The organism is Plesiomonas sp. PI-19 (assembly GCF_021368255.1).
GTDB classification, from domain to species: Bacteria; Pseudomonadota; Gammaproteobacteria; order Enterobacterales; family CAMTGL01; genus Plesiomonas; species Plesiomonas shigelloides.
Genome location: NZ_JAJNMQ010000001.1, coordinates 2,381,928 through 2,398,776, shown reverse-complemented (window position 1 = coordinate 2,398,776; position 16,849 = coordinate 2,381,928). Strand labels below are relative to the sequence as shown.

Sequence of the window (16,849 nt, the reverse complement as noted above, 5' to 3'; positions counted from 1 at the left end):
GCCCGTTGTTGCTTGCTTAGGCACAATGGGCTTTCTACTGGCATAGAGTGCGAGATGGGCTCATTCGGCGGTATCTCACCGCATCAAAGTGGTCAGCAGGCGAGTCAAAAATAAGCGAGTCAACCACAGGCGGCTCGTGGTGAGTCAGGCGCGTGGGCGCTTGGTCAAATAAGCGTAATTTGGGATAGGCATGTCGAAGCAGAAACTCAAAATTATCCATACGGCAGATTGGCATCTGGGGCATCACCTGCATGGTTATGACCGCAGTGCCGAGCATCAGGCCTTTTTAGACTGGTTGTTGGAAACCTTGATTGCCGAGCAAGCCGATGCCCTGTTGGTCAGTGGCGATCTGTTTGATTCGGCGAACCCGCCGGCGGCAGCGTGGCAGATGCTGTACCGCTTTTTGGCCGAGGTAACGCGCCGCTTACCGGCGCTGAATGTGGTGATGGTGGGCGGTAACCATGATTCACCGAGTAAACTGGATGCCCCACATGAGCTGCTGCGCGCCTTTAATTTGCACTTAATTGGCGCGGTTAGCCGCGATAGTCATGGCCAGCTTGATTGTGAGCGCCTGCTGGTGCCGCTGTATGACCGTGCGCAACAACTGCAAGGTTGGGTACTGGCAGTGCCATTTTTACGCAGTGCCGATTTGCGAACCCCTGCGCGCGATGTTGAGCCTGAGCATGAAGCCAGCGAGCAGGAAGAAGATCGTTTGATTAGCGGTGTGCGCGAGATCTATCGGCAGGTTACGCAGGCGGCACTGGATAAAGCCAGCGCAGACCAAGTGCCGTTATTGGCGATGGGACATGCCTATATGTCGGCCGGACAGCTATCCGAGATGTCGGAGCGCCGAGTGCTGGGCGGTAATCAGCATGCGCTGCCGGTCGATATTTTCTCGCCACAGCTGAGCTATGTGGCGCTGGGCCACCTGCATCTGGCGCAGCGCGTAGGCGGCCAAGAGCACATTCGTTATAGCGGCTCACCACTGCCGTTGTCGCTGGCGGAACATGAGTATCGCCATCAGGTGTTGCGCTGCGAATTTGAGGGCGCGGCGCTGAGTTCAGTGACTGCGCTGCCGGTCCCCCGTTATTGCGACATGCTGCGCTTACCGACGCGTCCGGCGGATTTAGACACGGTGTTGGCGCAGTTACGTGCGCTGGATTTACCGCCGGTGGATCTGGCACGGCGTCCGTATCTGGATGTGCAGCTGTTGCTGGATAAGCCGCAGGCGCTGATCCGCGAAAAAGTCTTGGCAGCGCTGGAGGATAAACCGGTGCGGCTGGCTAAAATCAGTGTGAGCTATCCACCGCGTAGCCAAGCGCAGGGCGCGCCGTTGCCGCGTTTGGCAGAACTAACGCCAGAGCAGGCGTTTCGCCTATGTTATCAGCGCCGTTTTGACGGTGAGCCGGCCCCCCAACTACAACAGCTGTTTAGTGAACTGGTGCAACAGGTGGATGAAGAGGAGTTGCCATGAAAATTCTGAGTCTGCGCGGTGAGAATCTGGCCAGCTTGCAGCAGCCGTTCACGATTGATTTTGATGGCCGCATTTTAGGTGAGGCGGGGCTGTTTGCCATCACCGGGAATACCGGTGCCGGTAAAAGTACTTTGCTGGATGCGATTTGTCTGGCGCTGTTTGATCGTATGCCACGTCTGCAAAGTAACCGCAAAAATGATGCGCAGATTGGCCGTGATGATGACAGTAATCGGATTGCGGCCAATGACGTGCGTAATATTCTCAGCCGCGGCGCAGCCGAGGGTTTTGCTGAGGTAGATTTTCTGGCTGAAGATGGCCAACGTTATCGCGCTCATTGGACAGTGCGCCGCGCCCGTGGACGCATCGATGGGCGCTTGCAGCAAAGCGAAATGTGGCTAGAAAATCTGGCCGATGGCGTGCGCTTTGCCGGTAAGAAAACCGAAGTTTTGGTGCGCATTGAGCAGTTGCTTGGGCTGTCCTTTGAGCAGTTTCAGCGCGCCGTTTTACTGCCGCAGGGCGAGTTTGCCGCCTTTTTGAAAGCCAATGCCGATGAGCGTGCCGCGTTACTTGAGCGCATGACCGGCGGTGAGATTTACTCGCGGCTGTCACAAGCGGCCTATGAGCGCGCGCGCAGCGAAGAGCAAGCGCTCAGTCAGTTATCGGCGCAGCTCGGTGATTTACAGCTGTTACCTGATGAAGAGCAAGTGGCGCTGGAGCAGCAAAGTGAGCAGTTACATCGCCGCTTGGCCGCCCACGAACAGCAGATGGAAACGGTGCGCGCCCAGCAGCAAATTTTGCAGCGCGATAGCGAATTACAGGCGGCGGTTGCCAGTGGCGAAGCGCATCTGCAGACTTTACAAGCGCGCTTACAGAGCTGGGAGGGTCGTCGTCAGGCGCTGCAAGATGTCGAGCGGGTGCAAAGTGCCCGTTTGCCATTAAACCGTTTGATGGAAGCGCGTCTGCAACACCAGCGCTCCGAAGACAAACTCACCCAGCAGCAGGCGCTGGTGGCGGAAAGTGAGCGATTACTGACAGATATTCGCCAGCAGGCCGATCTTGCCGAGCAGGCATGGCAAAAAGCCGAACTGAGTTGGACGCAAATCGAGCCGAAGCTCAAGCAAGGGGCGCTGTTAGAGCAACAAATCGACAGTGTTCAGCGCCGACAGCAAGAAAAACAGCGTGAATTACGTCAGCAGCAAGATGCATTACAAAGTGAATTGCAAGCGAGAGAAAGCCTGTCGCGCTTGATAACTGAAAGAAAGCGAGCGCTTACTGACATCGAGGTGTTATTACAGCCGCTACACGCGTTGGCACCGATCGCCCCGCAGTTTAAACCGCTGCAAGAGATGCTCGAACAATACCGCCGCACGCAGCAACAGCTCACCGAGTGGCGTGTGCAGGAGCAAGAGCTGATTCAGCGCCAGCCTTATCAAGAGGCCGCGCTCAACGCTCAGCAGCGTCAGATTGACAGCATCAATACACAGTTGCAGCAATTGGGAGAAGCGCCGGACGAACATAGCCGCTCGCAGGCCTATTTAGAGCAGCAAAGTTTGCAGCAACAGCAGGCGCTGATTTTAAGTCAGTTGGAGCGAGTGCAGCGGCTGGCCGCCCGTAGTGACAACTGGCTGCATCTGTCGCAACTGATTGCTCGTCAGCAGGATGATGAGCAACGAGTGAGCGCACGCCTTGAAGAAGCCCGTCAGCAAATTGCCGCGCAAGAGATCAATCGCATCCAGTTGCGCGCCCAGCATGGGGAAGCGGAGCAGGCGTTGCGCCAGATGCTGGCCACCGCTCAGCTTGATGAGTTTCGCCCTCTGCTCAAACCTGAGCAGCCGTGTCCGCTGTGTGGCTCCTTGACGCATCCGTACCGAGAACATGCACCGCAGTTGCACAGTTTGCTTAGCCGTCAGCAGCAACGGTTGCGTGAGTTGGAAGCGGCATTGCGGCAAAGCGAAACGGAAATCCAAGCCTTACAGCACTGGTTACAGCAAGCGGCGCAAGAGCAACCGCTGCGCCAGCGTCAGCTCAATCAGTGGCTAGAGCAGTTGCAGGCCTGTGAGCGTGACATTGCTCCGCTGTGTGTCGAATTAGGGCTGGAGGAGATCTGGCAGATGTTGAGCGTCGAGCAAGATGCCGCCAGCTGGCAGCGACAATTACAGCAAACCGCATTGCACTGGCAAAAGCAGGCACAGCAGGCTGAGCTGCACAGCGAGCGGCTGCACATCGAGCAGCGCCGTTATGAGCAGGTCCAGCAGCAGCGTTTGCAACTATCGCATCAATTAGCCACCGAACGCCAAGCTCTGGCGCGACTGGAGCAAGAGCAACTGCAGCAACGGGAGCAATTAACGCATCTGCAAGCGCAATTGCAGCGTGAGCAGTTGCAACAAACCGAGCGCGCCGAGAGTTTGGATCGTCAATTTGGTCCTGCGCCAGTGGGCACTTTGCGTTGGCGCGAGTGGATTGGTCAGTCTTATGCCGGTCAGCATTTACAGATGTTGGCGCAGCAAGTGGCTCAATATCAAAAGTTGACCGAAGAGCTGGCCCGAGTGCAGTTGCAGCTGCATGAGCATGAGCCGAAGCTGGCTGAATTGCAGGCGCGGATCGCGGAAAAGCAAGCGCGTTGGCAAGCTGAGCAAGATCAGGTGCAACAGCTGCAGCAAGAGCAGGCAACATTGCAACAGCAGCGGCGCGCGCTGCTGGGTGACATGCCGTTGGCACGTTTGGAAGAGCAAGCGCGCACGGCGCGGCAAAGCGCTGAACTGCGCCGGCGTCAGACTCAGAACCAGTTGCAAGCCAGCCAGCAAAAAATCAGCGCCGAACAGGCCGCACTGGCTACCTTGGATGAGCAGCATCAGCAAAATGCTGCTCAATTGCGCCAAGTGTTGGCCGATTGGATGCACTGCCAGCAAGAGCTGGAACTCAATGAGCAGACCTTGTTACATCTGCTGAGTTTTGATGAAGCGTGGCTGCAGCACGAGCGTGCCGAGCTGCAAACGCTGGAGCAAGAGTTGCAACAAGCCAGCACGCGCTTGCAAGAGCGCCAGCAGCAGCGTCAAGCGTTAGCGCAGCAAGTCGCACAAGCCAGTGACAGTTTGCAGCAGCTGGCGCAAACCCATCAGTTAACGATGGAAACCCTGCTTACGGGCTTGCAGCAGCAATTGGAGCTACTGCGTAATCAAGAGTTCGAGCTGAAAAGCCGTCTGCGCCAAGCTGACGAGGCCCGCCAGCGCGCCGGTAATTTGCGTGACGCGATCGCGCAGCAACAACAGCGTACCGAGCAGTGGCTACAACTGAGCGATTTGATTGGTTCGGCTACCGGCAATAAATTCCGCACTTTCGCGCAGGGGCTGACGCTGGAGCAGTTACTGCTGGCGGCGAACGAGCATCTAAATGCGTTAGCGCCGCGTTATGCCTTGATGCGCGTGCCGGGCAGCACCTTGGCGCTGCAGGTAGTTGATCATGACATGGGCGATGAAGTGCGGGCGGTGGAGTCCCTCTCCGGCGGTGAGACATTCTTGATCTCGTTGGCACTGGCTTTGGCGCTGGCATCGCTGTGTGCCGATACCAGACGGCTTGGCTCACTGTTTATCGATGAAGGCTTTGGCACGCTAGACCCCGACAGCTTAGAGCAAGCATTAGCCTGCTTAGATGCTCTGCAAGCCGATGGCCGACAAATCGGGGTCATTTCCCATGTCAGCACCTTGGTAGAGCGCATCGGTACGCGGATAGCGGTCGAAAGCTTAGGGGGCGGCCGTAGCCGTATTCGGGTGCTAAATCAGTAACGTAGCAAGTGACTTGAAGCTGCCGGTGGACGTTAGGCGTTTGATAAGCTTTGCGATCACCGGCAGAACAGGTTTAACGTAACTGTCATAAAACTGTCCCATAATGCCGCAGACATCTCAGGAGAGAACAGGAACTGTTATGGCAAGACGCATCCTCGTCGTTGAAGACGAAGCTCCCATCCGGGATATGGTTTGCTTTGTACTGGAGCAAAAAGGTTATGAGCCAGTTGAAGCGGAAGATTATGACGCGGCTCTGAGCAAAATGGCCGAGCCGTATCCAGATCTGATTTTACTCGACTGGATGCTGCCGGGGGGCACCGGGATCCAGCTCATCAAACACCTCAAACGTGAAGAGCTCACGCGCAATATTCCGGTGGTCATGCTGACGGCGCGGGGGGAAGAAGAAGACCGCGTGCGCGGGCTGGAAGTGGGCGCCGATGATTACATCACCAAGCCCTTCTCACCCAAAGAGCTGGTCGCGCGGATTAAAGCCGTAATGCGCCGTATCGCACCCACCTCGGTGGAAGAGGTGATTGATGTGCAGGGGCTGCGTTTAGATCCTATCTCACACCGCGTAACCGCCGGTGAACAACCGCTGGATATGGGGCCGACCGAGTTCAAGATGCTGCATTTTTTCATGACGCATCAGGAGCGGGTATACAGCCGCGAACAACTCCTCAATAATGTATGGGGAACCAATGTGTACGTGGAAGACCGCACGGTAGATGTGCATATCCGGCGGCTGCGTAAGGCGTTGGAAGGCAGCGGACACGATCGCCTGATTCAAACAGTGCGCGGCTCCGGCTACCGTTTTTCGACCCGGTATTAAGTGGCAGGATAAAACAACCTGCGACAGCGGCACCTCCCTTGCTGAAAACGTCAGTGTGGAGATATGGAGTACCCCATGGTTGAACGTTTGTCATGGAAAACGCTGGCGCGCGAGCTGGCGTTTTTTTATATCCCAGCGCTGGTCGCTGGGCTGATTTTTGGTCATTACCTTGAATTATTGCTGGCCGCCTCTGTGTTGGCACTGTTGTGGCATTTTTATAACCAGTTGAAGTTATCCAGTTGGTTATGGGTGGACAAGAGCATGACCCCGCCCACCAGCCGTGGTAGCTGGGGGCCGCTGTTTAACGGGATTTACCGTTTGCAGCAGCGCAACCGGCGGCGGCGACGCGAGCTGGCCACCTTGATCCGCCGTTTTCGTAGCGGAGCGGAATCCTTGCCCGATGCGGTAGTGGTCTGTACCGAAGAGGGCAGCATTTTTTGGTGTAACAAACTGGCGCAGCACATGCTGGGGTTTCGTTGGCCGGAAGACAGCGGGCAGCATATTTTGAATCTGGTGCGTAACCCTGATTTCGCCGCCTATCTGCAAACGCAAAATTTCAGCAAAGCGTTGGTGATCCCCTCGCCAGCGAACCACGAGCGCTATGTAGAGTTGCGCGTCATGCCTTACAGTGAAGGGCAATTGCTGATCGCCGCGCGCGATATCAGCAAAATGCGCCAGTTAGAGGGCATGCGGCGCAATTTCTTTGCCAACGTCAGCCATGAACTGCGCACGCCGCTGACCGTGTTGCAGGGTTATTTGGAAATGCTGGATGACGATCTGGATCCGGCGCTATGGGCCAAAGCGCACAGCACCATGTTGGAGCAAACGCGGCGGATGGAATCTTTGGTCGAGCAGATCCTGACCTTATCGCGCATTGAAGCAGCACCCGAGATTAACTTGAGTGAGCCGGTTAACGTGCCGGTGATGCTACAACAATTGGAGCACGAAGCGGCGGCGCTCAGTCAAACCCATCAGGTTAGCTTTGAGGTCGACCCACAACTGCTGGTGTATGGCGATAACGAGCAGCTACGCAGTGCGGTGTCGAATTTGGTGTATAACGCCATCAATCACACCCCTGATGGCACGGCAATCCGCGTGCGTTGGCGCGCTACACCGGCCGGTGCGTGCTTTGAGGTGCGTGATAATGGCCCGGGGATCCCGGCCAATCATTTGGGCCGCTTGACCGAGCGGTTCTATCGGGTGGATAAGGCGCGCTCGCGCAAAACCGGTGGCAGTGGCTTAGGGTTGGCGATTGTGAAACACGCGTTGATCCACCATGACAGTCGTCTGGACATTCAAAGTACCCTCGGCGAAGGCAGTGTGTTCTCGTTTGTCTTGCCACGTTCGCTGGTGGTGCGTGAAGACTTGTTACCGCATGCGCATTGATGCGGCGGCGCGGCGGCATCCGTAATGGTGTTCACGCCAACGCAAAAGGTAAAGAAAGTTACGTTGAAAGGCCGGATTGTCATTTAACTGTCATTTTTTAGCGATAAAACTGTCATCAACGAGCCGGATACTGGCTGCGACTTCCACGAAGGACCGTTTTACGGAGAGAGTGCATGAAAGTAAAAACCCTGGTAAGCGCATTAGGTTTCACTCTGATGGCGTCTTTTGCTAGCAGTACTTATGCCGCAGTAGACAGCAGCTTGCCTGAATATAAAAAAGTCAGCGGTGTGTCTGGCAATCTGTCATCAGTGGGTTCTGATACCCTGGCTAACTTGATGACCTTATGGGCAGAGCAATTTAAGCGCGAATATCCGAACGTTAATATTCAAGTGCAAGCGGCAGGCTCTTCTACTGCGCCTCCAGCACTGACTGAAGGCACGGCGCAGCTGGGCCCGATGAGCCGTAAAATGAAAGGCAAGGAAATTGAAGCCTTCGAGAAAAAATTTGGTTATCAGCCAATTGGGGTTCCGGTGGCTATTGATGCGCTGGCCGTCTTTGTTAACAAAGATAACCCAATCAAAGGCCTGAACTTCGAACAACTGGATGCCATTTACTCCACCACGCTGAAGTGTGGCGCGAATGAGCAAGTGACCCGTTGGGGTCAGCTGGGGGTGACCGGCGAGCTGGCGAATAAAGATATCCAGCTGTATGGCCGTAACTCAGTATCCGGCACCTACGGTTACTTTAAAGATCACGCCTTGTGTAAAGGCGATTTTCGTAGCAACGTGAACGAGCAACCGGGCTCTGCATCGGTCGTGCAGTCAGTTGGCGCGTCTCTGAACAGCATCGGTTACACCGGTATCGGCTACAAGACCTCTGGCGTGCGCGCCCTGCCTTTGGCAGAGAAAGGGGACAAGTATGTTGAGCCAACCGAAGAAAACGCTGTAAATGGCTCGTACCCGCTGTCACGTTACCTGTATATCTACGTGAACAAGCATCCGAACAAGCCACTGGATCCAATGACCGCAGAGTTCTTGAAGATGGTTCTGTCCAAGCAAGGACAAGAGCTGGTCGCCAAAGACGGCTACATTCCGGTGCCAGCGAAAGTCTTGGAAAAAGATCTGGCTACTCTGGGCCTGAAATAAGCGCTCAAGTTCGCAGCCAAGATCCCCTGCGGATAAAAAAACAGGCCATCTTCGGATGGCCTGTTTTGTTTGGTAAGGTAATCAGGATTACCAGCCTGAACGTGATTAATCCCAGTTCAGGATCACTTTGCCTGATTGACCCGAACCCATGGCATCGAAGCCTTGTTGGAAATCATCGATAGCAAAGCGGTGAGTGATGATAGGGCTTAGATCCAGACCCGATTGGATCAGGCTGGCCATCTTGTACCAGGTTTCGAACATCTCGCGACCGTAAATGCCTTTGATGAACAGCCCTTTGAAAATCACCTGATTCCAGTCAATCGCCATGGTGGATGGCGGAATGCCCAGCATGGCAATTTTGCCGCCGTGGTTCATGCGCAGCAGCATCTCTTGAAATGCCGACGGTACGCCGGACATCTCCAGCCCCACATCGAATCCTTCGGTCATGCCGAGCTCGGCCATCACATCGGCCAGCTTTTCTTTGCTGACATCCACGGCGCGCGTAGCGCCCATTTTTTCGGCCAGCGCCAGACGATACGGATTCACATCGGTGATCACCACGTGCCGCGCGCCGACATGCCGACAAACGGCAGCTGCCATGATCCCAATAGGACCCGCGCCCGTGATCAACACATCCTCACCGACCAAATCGAACGACAACGCAGTGTGCACCGCATTACCGAACGGATCGAAAATCGCCGCCAGATCATCGGGAATGTTGTCCGGCAGTTTGAATGCGTTAAAGGCGGGGATCACCAGATACTCGGCAAAACAGCCCTGACGGTTAACACCGACACCGATGGTGTTGCGGCATAAGTGGGTACGACCGGCGCGGCAGTTGCGGCAATAACCACAGGTGATGTGGCCTTCGCCAGAAACGCGATCGCCAATGGCAAACCCGCGCACCTCTTGGCCAATGGCGACCACTTCGCCCACGTACTCATGGCCGACCACCATCGGGACGGGAATGGTTTTTTGTGACCACTCATCCCAGTTGTAGATGTGCATGTCGGTGCCGCAGATTGCGGTTTTGCGGATTTTGATCAGTAAATCGTTGTGTCCCAGCTCCGGAGCCGGTACGTCGGTCATCCAGATCCCTTTTTCGGGATGTAATTTGGAAAGTGCTTTCATACTGATGACTTCACTGTTGTTGGCCGAGGTTGGCATTGATGGCAAAAGGCCGAGGCGCAAACGCCTCAACCTGGCATTAGATCACGTTCAGTTCGCGGCCGATGCGGATGAAAGCATCAATGGCGCGATCCAGTTGCTCTCGGGTGTGCGCGGCAGACATCTGCGTGCGAATGCGCGCCTGACCTTTCGGCACCACCGGATAAGAGAAACCCACCACGTAAATGCCTTCTTGCAGCATGCGGCTGGCCATTTCCGCAGCCAGTTTGGCATCGCCCAACATGACTGGGATGATGGCGTGATCGGCACCTGCCAGCGTGAAGCCGGCCGCGCTCATGCGCTCACGGAAATAGCGGCTGTTTTCTTGCAGGCGTTGGCGCAAACTGCCGCCTTGCTCGAGCAGCTCCAGCACTTTGATGGAAGCCGACACAATTGCTGGCGCCAGTGAGTTAGAGAACAGATACGGGCGTGAGCGTTGACGCAGCCAGTCGATCACCTCTTTTTTGCCTGAGGTGTAACCGCCGGATGCGCCGCCGAGTGCTTTGCCCAGCGTACCGGTGATGATGTCGACGCGCTCCATCACCTGACAATATTCATGGGTACCACGACCGTTTTCGCCGATAAAGCCTACGGCGTGCGAGTCATCTACCATTACCAGCGCATCGTATTTATCGGCCAGATCGCAGATGGTTTTCAGGTCGGCAATCACGCCATCCATGGAAAAAACGCCATCGGTGGCGATCAGCTTAAAGCGTGCGCCATCTGCAGTGGCTTGCTGCAATTGCTGCTCCAGCGCGGCCATATCGTTGTTGGCATAGCGGTAACGCTTGGCTTTGGACAGACGCACGCCATCAATGATAGAGGCATGGTTCAGTGCATCGGAGATGATGGCATCTTCGGCCCCCAGCAGCGTTTCAAACAGGCCGCCGTTGGCATCAAAACAGGAGGAGTACAAGATGGTATCTTCGGTGCCGAGAAAGGCGGACATCTTGCGTTCCAGCTCATGGTGCAGGTCTTGTGTACCACAGATAAAACGTACCGAGGCCATACCAAAGCCGTGCTGATCCAGCCCGTGTTTGGCCGCTTCAATCAGTGCCGGATGGTTAGCCAGTCCCAGATAGTTATTGGCGCAGAAGTTCAGTACTTCGCGTCCACCAACCTCAATCTCTGCTTGTTGGGCAGACGTGATAACGCGTTCTTGTTTATACAATCCATCGGCTTTGACTTGCTCTAATTCGTTAGCCAGATGGCGATAAAATGCGTGGGACATCCGATTCTCCTCGTGAGTCTGTGGAATATGCCCAAAATGGCAAGATTTTACGCTGCCCTATATTACGTTGTCTGACGCGTAGGACAGCCGGTGACGGCGCGGAAATTTAACAACTGTGAAATGGATCAACGGCGCGCCGCGGCGCGAGCGACCCGTAGTGGAGTACCGTGGCCAGACTGAACTCAACAACCCAGAGCAAGCCCTATATGACACCGGTTGTCGGCTTGTGTGAGCGGCATCGGTTATCGATAGTTGGTGAGTGGCAGGTGCGCGCGATGCCCATAGCGCGCATCCTGTCATTATGCGATCTGGTTGCTAGCCCAAATTATGGTTAGACCCGAATATAAGCATAGCTTTGTTGCTGCTTTTGGGTCAGCGCGACAATGCCGGCGGGCACGACCAGTACAAAGTCGGTCAGTCGCTCAGGTGCTACCGCCAATGCATTAAGCGCATTGTGACAGGCACAAAAACGCACGCCTTGACGTGACAGCTCGCGCATGTTGTCGATAAAACCTAAGTTTTCAGCCACCGGTTGTTGCAGCGCAATTACACCCGTGCCGACAGCCACCACCTGAATATCCACATCTTCGACCCGATTTTGCGCATCGCGCAGCGTATTGTGGATTTGGTGTAACAGCACGCCCCAGCGTTCGTGGGTATCGATATGAAACAGTATTTTCATGATGAAAGGTCCGAATCTACCGCTTAAGGAAGGTAGTAAAAGCATGCCGTCGGCAAGGCTGACTTGTCATCTGGCTTAAGGTCAAAAAATGTAACTTAGCGCTAAGTAGATATGTCCGCGGGAGGCTATCACCGGCGGAGAATGAGAGCCGCTAATTAGCTCCGCGAATGAGACAAGGTCGGCGAGTTGCCGACCTTGGTAAGCGATGGGTAAACGATACTGGCAATGGCGCTGTGACGGGAGGTACGGTCATTGCGGCGTAAAGCGGTATCAATGCCAGCCATTAAGGCACATCGTACCCCAGTGCCGCTTTGCGAATACGGAACCATTGTTGACGCGTCAGCGGCAGGGTTAATGCAGCCGCCGCTTGTTGGACGCGCTGGATTTTCCCAGAGCCAATAATCGGCAGCGGCCGGCTTGGCAAGCGCAAGACCCACGCGTACACCACTTGTTCGATACTGGCGGCGCCCAGCTCCTGACGGATGGTTTCCAGCTCGTCACGCAGCGGCTGATATTCCGGTGCACTGAACAGGCGTCCGCCGCCTAAGCAAGACCAGGCCATCGGGGCGATGCGACGCTGCTGGCAATCATCCAGCGTACCGTCCAGTAACAGGTCTTGGTACAGCGGTGAAATCTCCAGCTGATTGGTGACCAACGGGAAATCCAGTCGACTTTGCAACAAGGCAAATTGCGCTGGCGTGAAGTTCGATACCCCGACATGGCGCACCTTGCCACTGGCACGCAGTTGGACAAACGCCTCGGCTACTTCATCGGCGTCCATTAATGGATCGGGGCGATGGATCAGCAGCAAATCGAGATATTCGGTGTGCAAGTTACGCAACGATTGCTCGGCGCTCTGGATGATATGGCGCGCTTCGGTGTTGTAGTGATTGAGCTGGTGCTCGGGGCGGGCGGTCAGCGCAATTCCACATTTACTCACGATTTCAATCTGTTGACGCAGATGCGGAGCCTGTTTCAGCGCCGTGCCAAACGCCGCTTCGCATTGATAGCCGCCATAGATATCGGCGTGATCGGTGGTGGTGATCCCAAGGTCGATATGTTGCTGGATGAAATCAGCCAGTTGTGCCGGTGTCATGTTCCATTCCAGCAAACGCCAGTAGCCCATCACCATGCGGGAAAATTGCGGGCCGTCAGCGGCCAGTGTCACTCGTTCCATCTTAAATCCTTGTCATTCATTCCTTGGCGCCCATGCCTAGCTCGCCATATAACGCGCTTTTGACAAAAAAGTGGCCCGCTGTGAGCCACTTTTTGTCAGGCGAGCGCCTTAACCGAATAGCTTATTGCCGTGATTAATCATCACTGTGTTCAGCTGGAATACCGGCTTCTTCGATGGTCAGTGACCAGCCGATGTCTTGCAGGTAATTTTGCTCAATTTCCAAGTCGGCTTGCACCAACGCATTTTGCGCCAGATAAGCTTCAGGCAGAATCAAGCGCCAGTCATGGCCGTGGCAATACAAACGCATAAACGCCGGTGGATTAGAGGCTTGGCGCAATTTATTAAACAGCACGCTCATCCGCAGCAAACGGATCAGCGCTTGTACCTGCTTTTTCTTGAACAGGGCAAACGAAGGCAAACCGTCGAGCTTGAGCGCTTTACGCTGAAAGCGTACTAACGTCGCCAGCATGTTTTGCTGCTCTTGGTTGAAACCCGGCAAGTTGGTGTGCTGCAAAATATACGCTGAGTGACGATGAATGCCGCTGTCGTTGATACTCAGCCCCACTTCATGCAGCAATGCCGCCCAACCGAGCAGTGTTTCCAAGCGTGGGCTGGCCGCATCTTGGTTATCCGCTTGCCACTGCTGATACAAGTTGAGCGCAGTATCCCGCACCCGACCGGCTTGTTCGCGATCGATGCGATAACGTTCGGCCAGACTCAGCGCGGTGCGCACTCGAATGTCTTCGTAGCGAAAGCGTTCTTCCATTTCATACATGACCCCTTCACGCAGGGCGCCATCGGAAAAACGCATCTCTTTGATTTGCAACTCATCGAAAACGCCGCACAAGATGGCCAGTCCCGGTACGAATACCGCTTGGCGCTCATCCGGCAGACCCGGCAATTTCAACGAGGCAAAATCATCGAAGGCCAGCACTTTATCGGTGATCTGCTGCAAACGCTCACGGGTGATGTGACCATCTTTTTCCCCCAGCGCTAAGATCACCTCGTGGATGGCTTTGATGGTGCCTGATGAGCCGAGAGCAAAATCCCAGTTCAGCTGACGGTACTGCCAGCTTAAGTTTTCGATTTTTTGCTGCGCGGCGACGCAGGCCTTGCGAAACGCACCGGCCGAAATTTTTCCGGCAGGGAAAAAGCGCTGGGCAAAGCTGACGCAACCCATCTGACGGCTTTCGGCGAAAATGGGATCGAAACCTTCACCAATCACCATCTCGGTCGAGCCGCCGCCGATGTCCACCACCAAACGGCGGCCAGTTTCGGACTGGGTATGGGCAACGCCAAGATAAATCAGACGCGCCTCTTCTTGCCCGCTGATGAGCTCGATGGGGTAGGGCAGCACAGCCGCTGCTTGGTCTAGAAACTGTTCGGCGTTGACGGCGCGGCGCAGAGTGTGAGTCGCCACGATGCGGACATTGTCCTCATCAAAGCCCTGCAAACGCTCGGCAAACAGCGCCAAACAAGCCAAGCCGCGATCCATCGCCTCTTGGCTTAAGTGATTTTCCGCATCTAGCCCATCGGCCATATGCACCCGTTGTTTGATACGTGACAGGATCTGCAGTGAGCCATCAACAATTCGGGCGACCACCATGTGGAAGCTGTTCGAACCTAAGTCGATCGCGGCAATTTCTTTTGGCTTACTGGCATTAACATTAGGCATTGAGGTGATTGGCATCGTTATCCGCCTGCTGTTCTCGTTGTTCGACACCTTTGAGGTAATCATAGATAGCGATCTGTGACTGCAGTTTGCGCTTGTTGCCGCGCGGAACATAGCGGTTACTCAGCTCTTTATCGATGATGCGTGCCTTGACGGTATCGTTAAATTGCAGATCCAGAATATCCAGTACCTGTTTTTTCAGACGCGGATCGAAGATAGGCGCACCCACTTCAATCCGGTAGTCGATATTCCGGGTCATCCAGTCGGCAGAAGAGATATAAACCAAAGGCTCTCCGCCGTTTTCAAAAGCATAGACTCTCGGGTGCTCCAGGTAACGGTCCAGAATACTGGTGACCTGAATATTTTCGCTGACATCCTTTAAGCCCGGCACCAGTGAGCACATGCCGCGGATCAACAAGCGAATCGACACCCCAGCATTAGACGCCGCGTACAGCCGATCGATCAGACCTTTATCGACCAGATTGTTGATCTTGAGCGAGATTTTCGCGGTCTGGCCGCTTTGGGCATTCAAGATCTCTTGATCGATAAGCTGATACAGCACTTTGCGCGAGTTTTGTGGCGACACGATCAAGTGCTCGAAGGTCACCGGACGGTACGGGTTTTCGATAAAATTAAATACCCGACGCACTTCATTGGTGATGCGCGGATCGCGGGTCAGCAAGGTGAAGTCGGTATACAGACGCGCGGTTTTCTCGTGGAAGTTACCGGTGCCCACGTGCGCATAGCGCTCGTAGTTATCCCCTTCTCGGCGGGTGATCAGGCACAGTTTGGAGTGAATTTTCAGCCCCGGGATGGAGAAAATTACGTGCACGCCCGCTTCGGTCAGCTGCTTGGCCCAGTGAATGTTGGCCTCTTCGTCAAAGCGCGCTTGCAGCTCGACCACTACCGTCACTTTTTTACCGTTGTTGGCGGCGTGGATCATCGAGTCGATGATGCGCGAGTTTTTCGCGACCCGATAGATATTGATCTTGATTGAGACCACGCTCGGATCAAAGGAGGCCTGCCGCAAAAACTCCGTAAAGTGGTTGAAGGTGTGGTATGGGTAATACAGCAGCACATCGCGTTCACGAATGGCATCAAAGGCGGTGTCGTGACGCAAGAAAATGGATTGCTCCATCGGCGGCAGCGGTTTGTTGACCAGTGAGGCTTTGCCCACATCTGGAAAACCGATGAAGTCTTTGAAATTGTGATAGCGCCCGCCCGGGATCACCGAGTCGTATGAGGAGATCCCCAGCTTATCTTTCAGGAAGTCCACCAACTCATCAGGCATATCACGCTGATAGACAAAGCGCACCGGCTCGGCGGTCAGACGTTGCTTTAAGCTGTACGACATCTGCTCTAGCAGGCTGGATTCGAGCTCGTTGATCAAGTCGTACTCGGCATCGCGCGTCATCTTCATCGAGTAAGCGGCTAATGAGTCGTACTCGAAAAAGCCGCGGAAGATGTCATCGAGGCAAAAACGAATGATGTTATCCAGCAAGATGATGGTTTTACGGCGGCGCGGTTTTTCTTGCGGCAAAGAGACAAAACGCGGCAGACGATCGGAGGGGATCTCAATCAGGGCATATTGGATGTCCTGATCTTTGCGCATCTCGACCACCAAGTAGGTGTAGTCATCCTGCATAAACTGCACCAAATCGACCTGTGACGACAGCATGGTCGGGGTGATGAACTGCAGAACATTATGGCGGAAATACTCTTTCAGCCAGCGTTTTTGGCCATCGGCCAATTGGCGCTCGTTAATCAGGAAAATCTGATTGCGCGCCATTTCCAGTAACAGTTCGTTATACAGTGAATCAAAATCCTGATTCATGCGCAGAACGCGTGATTGGATTTTTTTCAGCAGATGCCGTGCGCTGGCTTCGGTGCCTTGCTCTTCGTTAATCAAAATGCGCCGCTTCACATCGGCAAAGCGCACTTTGTAAAACTCATCGAGGTTGTTGGAGTAAATCCCTAGAAAACGCACGCGCTCAATCAGCGGGTTGGTTTTGTCGGCCGCTTCTTGCAAGACGCGCTCGTTAAAGGAAAGCCAACTGAGCTCTTTTTCAATATACAGCTTTTCCAGACTCATAATGTTTCCCTAAATCATCCATGTCACAGGATTGTCGTACACCACTGAAGCTCATGTTTCCCTGCAGACGAACAATCGTGAGGCATCACTAAAAACTATATAATATTTCACTGATATCAACATATTAGTGTAACTAAGTCTATAAACAATCTTTGTCACATAGCTGTAATATAACCGACATACAATTCGCTACATCATGTAGTCAATGGGAA

Annotated in this window: 11 protein-coding genes; 5 read left to right on the top strand and 6 right to left on the bottom strand. The window is 54.5% G+C overall.

Going from position 1 to position 16,849, the window contains the following annotated elements:
- Positions 1-190 precede the first annotated feature (190 nt).
- The 5 genes from LQ901_RS10655 to LQ901_RS10635 all read left to right on the top strand — a co-directional run bounded on the left by LQ901_RS10655 (position 191) and on the right by LQ901_RS10635 (position 8,616).
- On the top strand, positions 191-1,474 hold the full coding sequence (locus LQ901_RS10655) for an exonuclease SbcCD subunit D C-terminal domain-containing protein (protein WP_064977299.1): 1,284 nt from the start codon (positions 191-193) through the stop codon (positions 1,472-1,474).
- Positions 1,471-5,256 (top strand): AAA family ATPase, encoded by a 3,786-nt coding sequence (locus tag LQ901_RS10650; protein ID WP_064977300.1) that lies wholly within the window; start codon positions 1,471-1,473, stop codon positions 5,254-5,256. Before LQ901_RS10655 ends, LQ901_RS10650 begins: the two co-directional genes overlap by 4 nt.
- Positions 5,257-5,395: 139 nt before the next feature.
- On the top strand, positions 5,396-6,085 hold the full coding sequence (gene phoB / locus LQ901_RS10645) for a phosphate regulon transcriptional regulator PhoB (protein WP_010862380.1): 690 nt from the start codon (positions 5,396-5,398) through the stop codon (positions 6,083-6,085).
- Positions 6,086-6,160: 75 nt separating this feature from the next.
- Positions 6,161-7,471: a phosphate regulon sensor histidine kinase PhoR gene (gene phoR / locus LQ901_RS10640; RefSeq protein ID WP_116546618.1), complete on the top strand. Its 1,311-nt coding sequence runs from the start codon at positions 6,161-6,163 to the stop codon at positions 7,469-7,471.
- Positions 7,472-7,644: 173 nt separating this feature from the next.
- Positions 7,645-8,616, top strand: coding sequence for a PstS family phosphate ABC transporter substrate-binding protein (locus LQ901_RS10635; RefSeq protein ID WP_010862378.1), 972 nt, complete (start codon positions 7,645-7,647; stop codon positions 8,614-8,616).
- Positions 8,617-8,721: 105 nt separating this feature from the next.
- On the opposite strand, the gene tdh is transcribed toward LQ901_RS10635, so the two are convergent.
- From tdh to ppk1, 6 genes are all read right to left on the bottom strand, one after another.
- On the bottom strand, positions 8,722-9,747 hold the full coding sequence (gene tdh / locus LQ901_RS10630; protein WP_064978422.1) for an L-threonine 3-dehydrogenase: 1,026 nt from the start codon (positions 9,745-9,747) through the stop codon (positions 8,722-8,724).
- Positions 9,748-9,823: 76 nt separating this feature from the next.
- Entirely contained in the window at positions 9,824-11,014 is a 1,191-nt protein-coding gene (locus LQ901_RS10625; protein ID WP_047708842.1) for a glycine C-acetyltransferase, read from the bottom strand.
- A 331-nt stretch (positions 11,015-11,345) separates the two neighbouring features.
- Complete coding sequence (locus LQ901_RS10620; protein WP_178088309.1) at positions 11,346-11,696, bottom strand: DsrE family protein; 351 nt, start codon at positions 11,694-11,696, stop codon at positions 11,346-11,348.
- Positions 11,697-11,979: 283 nt separating this feature from the next.
- Positions 11,980-12,873, bottom strand: coding sequence for an aldo/keto reductase family oxidoreductase (locus LQ901_RS10615; RefSeq protein WP_152135504.1), 894 nt, complete (start codon positions 12,871-12,873; stop codon positions 11,980-11,982).
- Between the two features lie 133 nt (positions 12,874-13,006).
- Entirely contained in the window at positions 13,007-14,563 is a 1,557-nt protein-coding gene (gene ppx, locus LQ901_RS10610; RefSeq protein WP_106911278.1) for an exopolyphosphatase, read from the bottom strand.
- Positions 14,541-16,637 carry a polyphosphate kinase 1 gene (gene ppk1 / locus LQ901_RS10605; protein WP_010862372.1) on the bottom strand — a complete coding sequence of 699 codons (2,097 nt, stop codon included), beginning with the start codon at positions 16,635-16,637 and terminating at the stop codon, positions 14,541-14,543. Before ppk1 ends, ppx begins: the two co-directional genes overlap by 23 nt.
- Positions 16,638-16,849 lie beyond the last annotated feature (212 nt).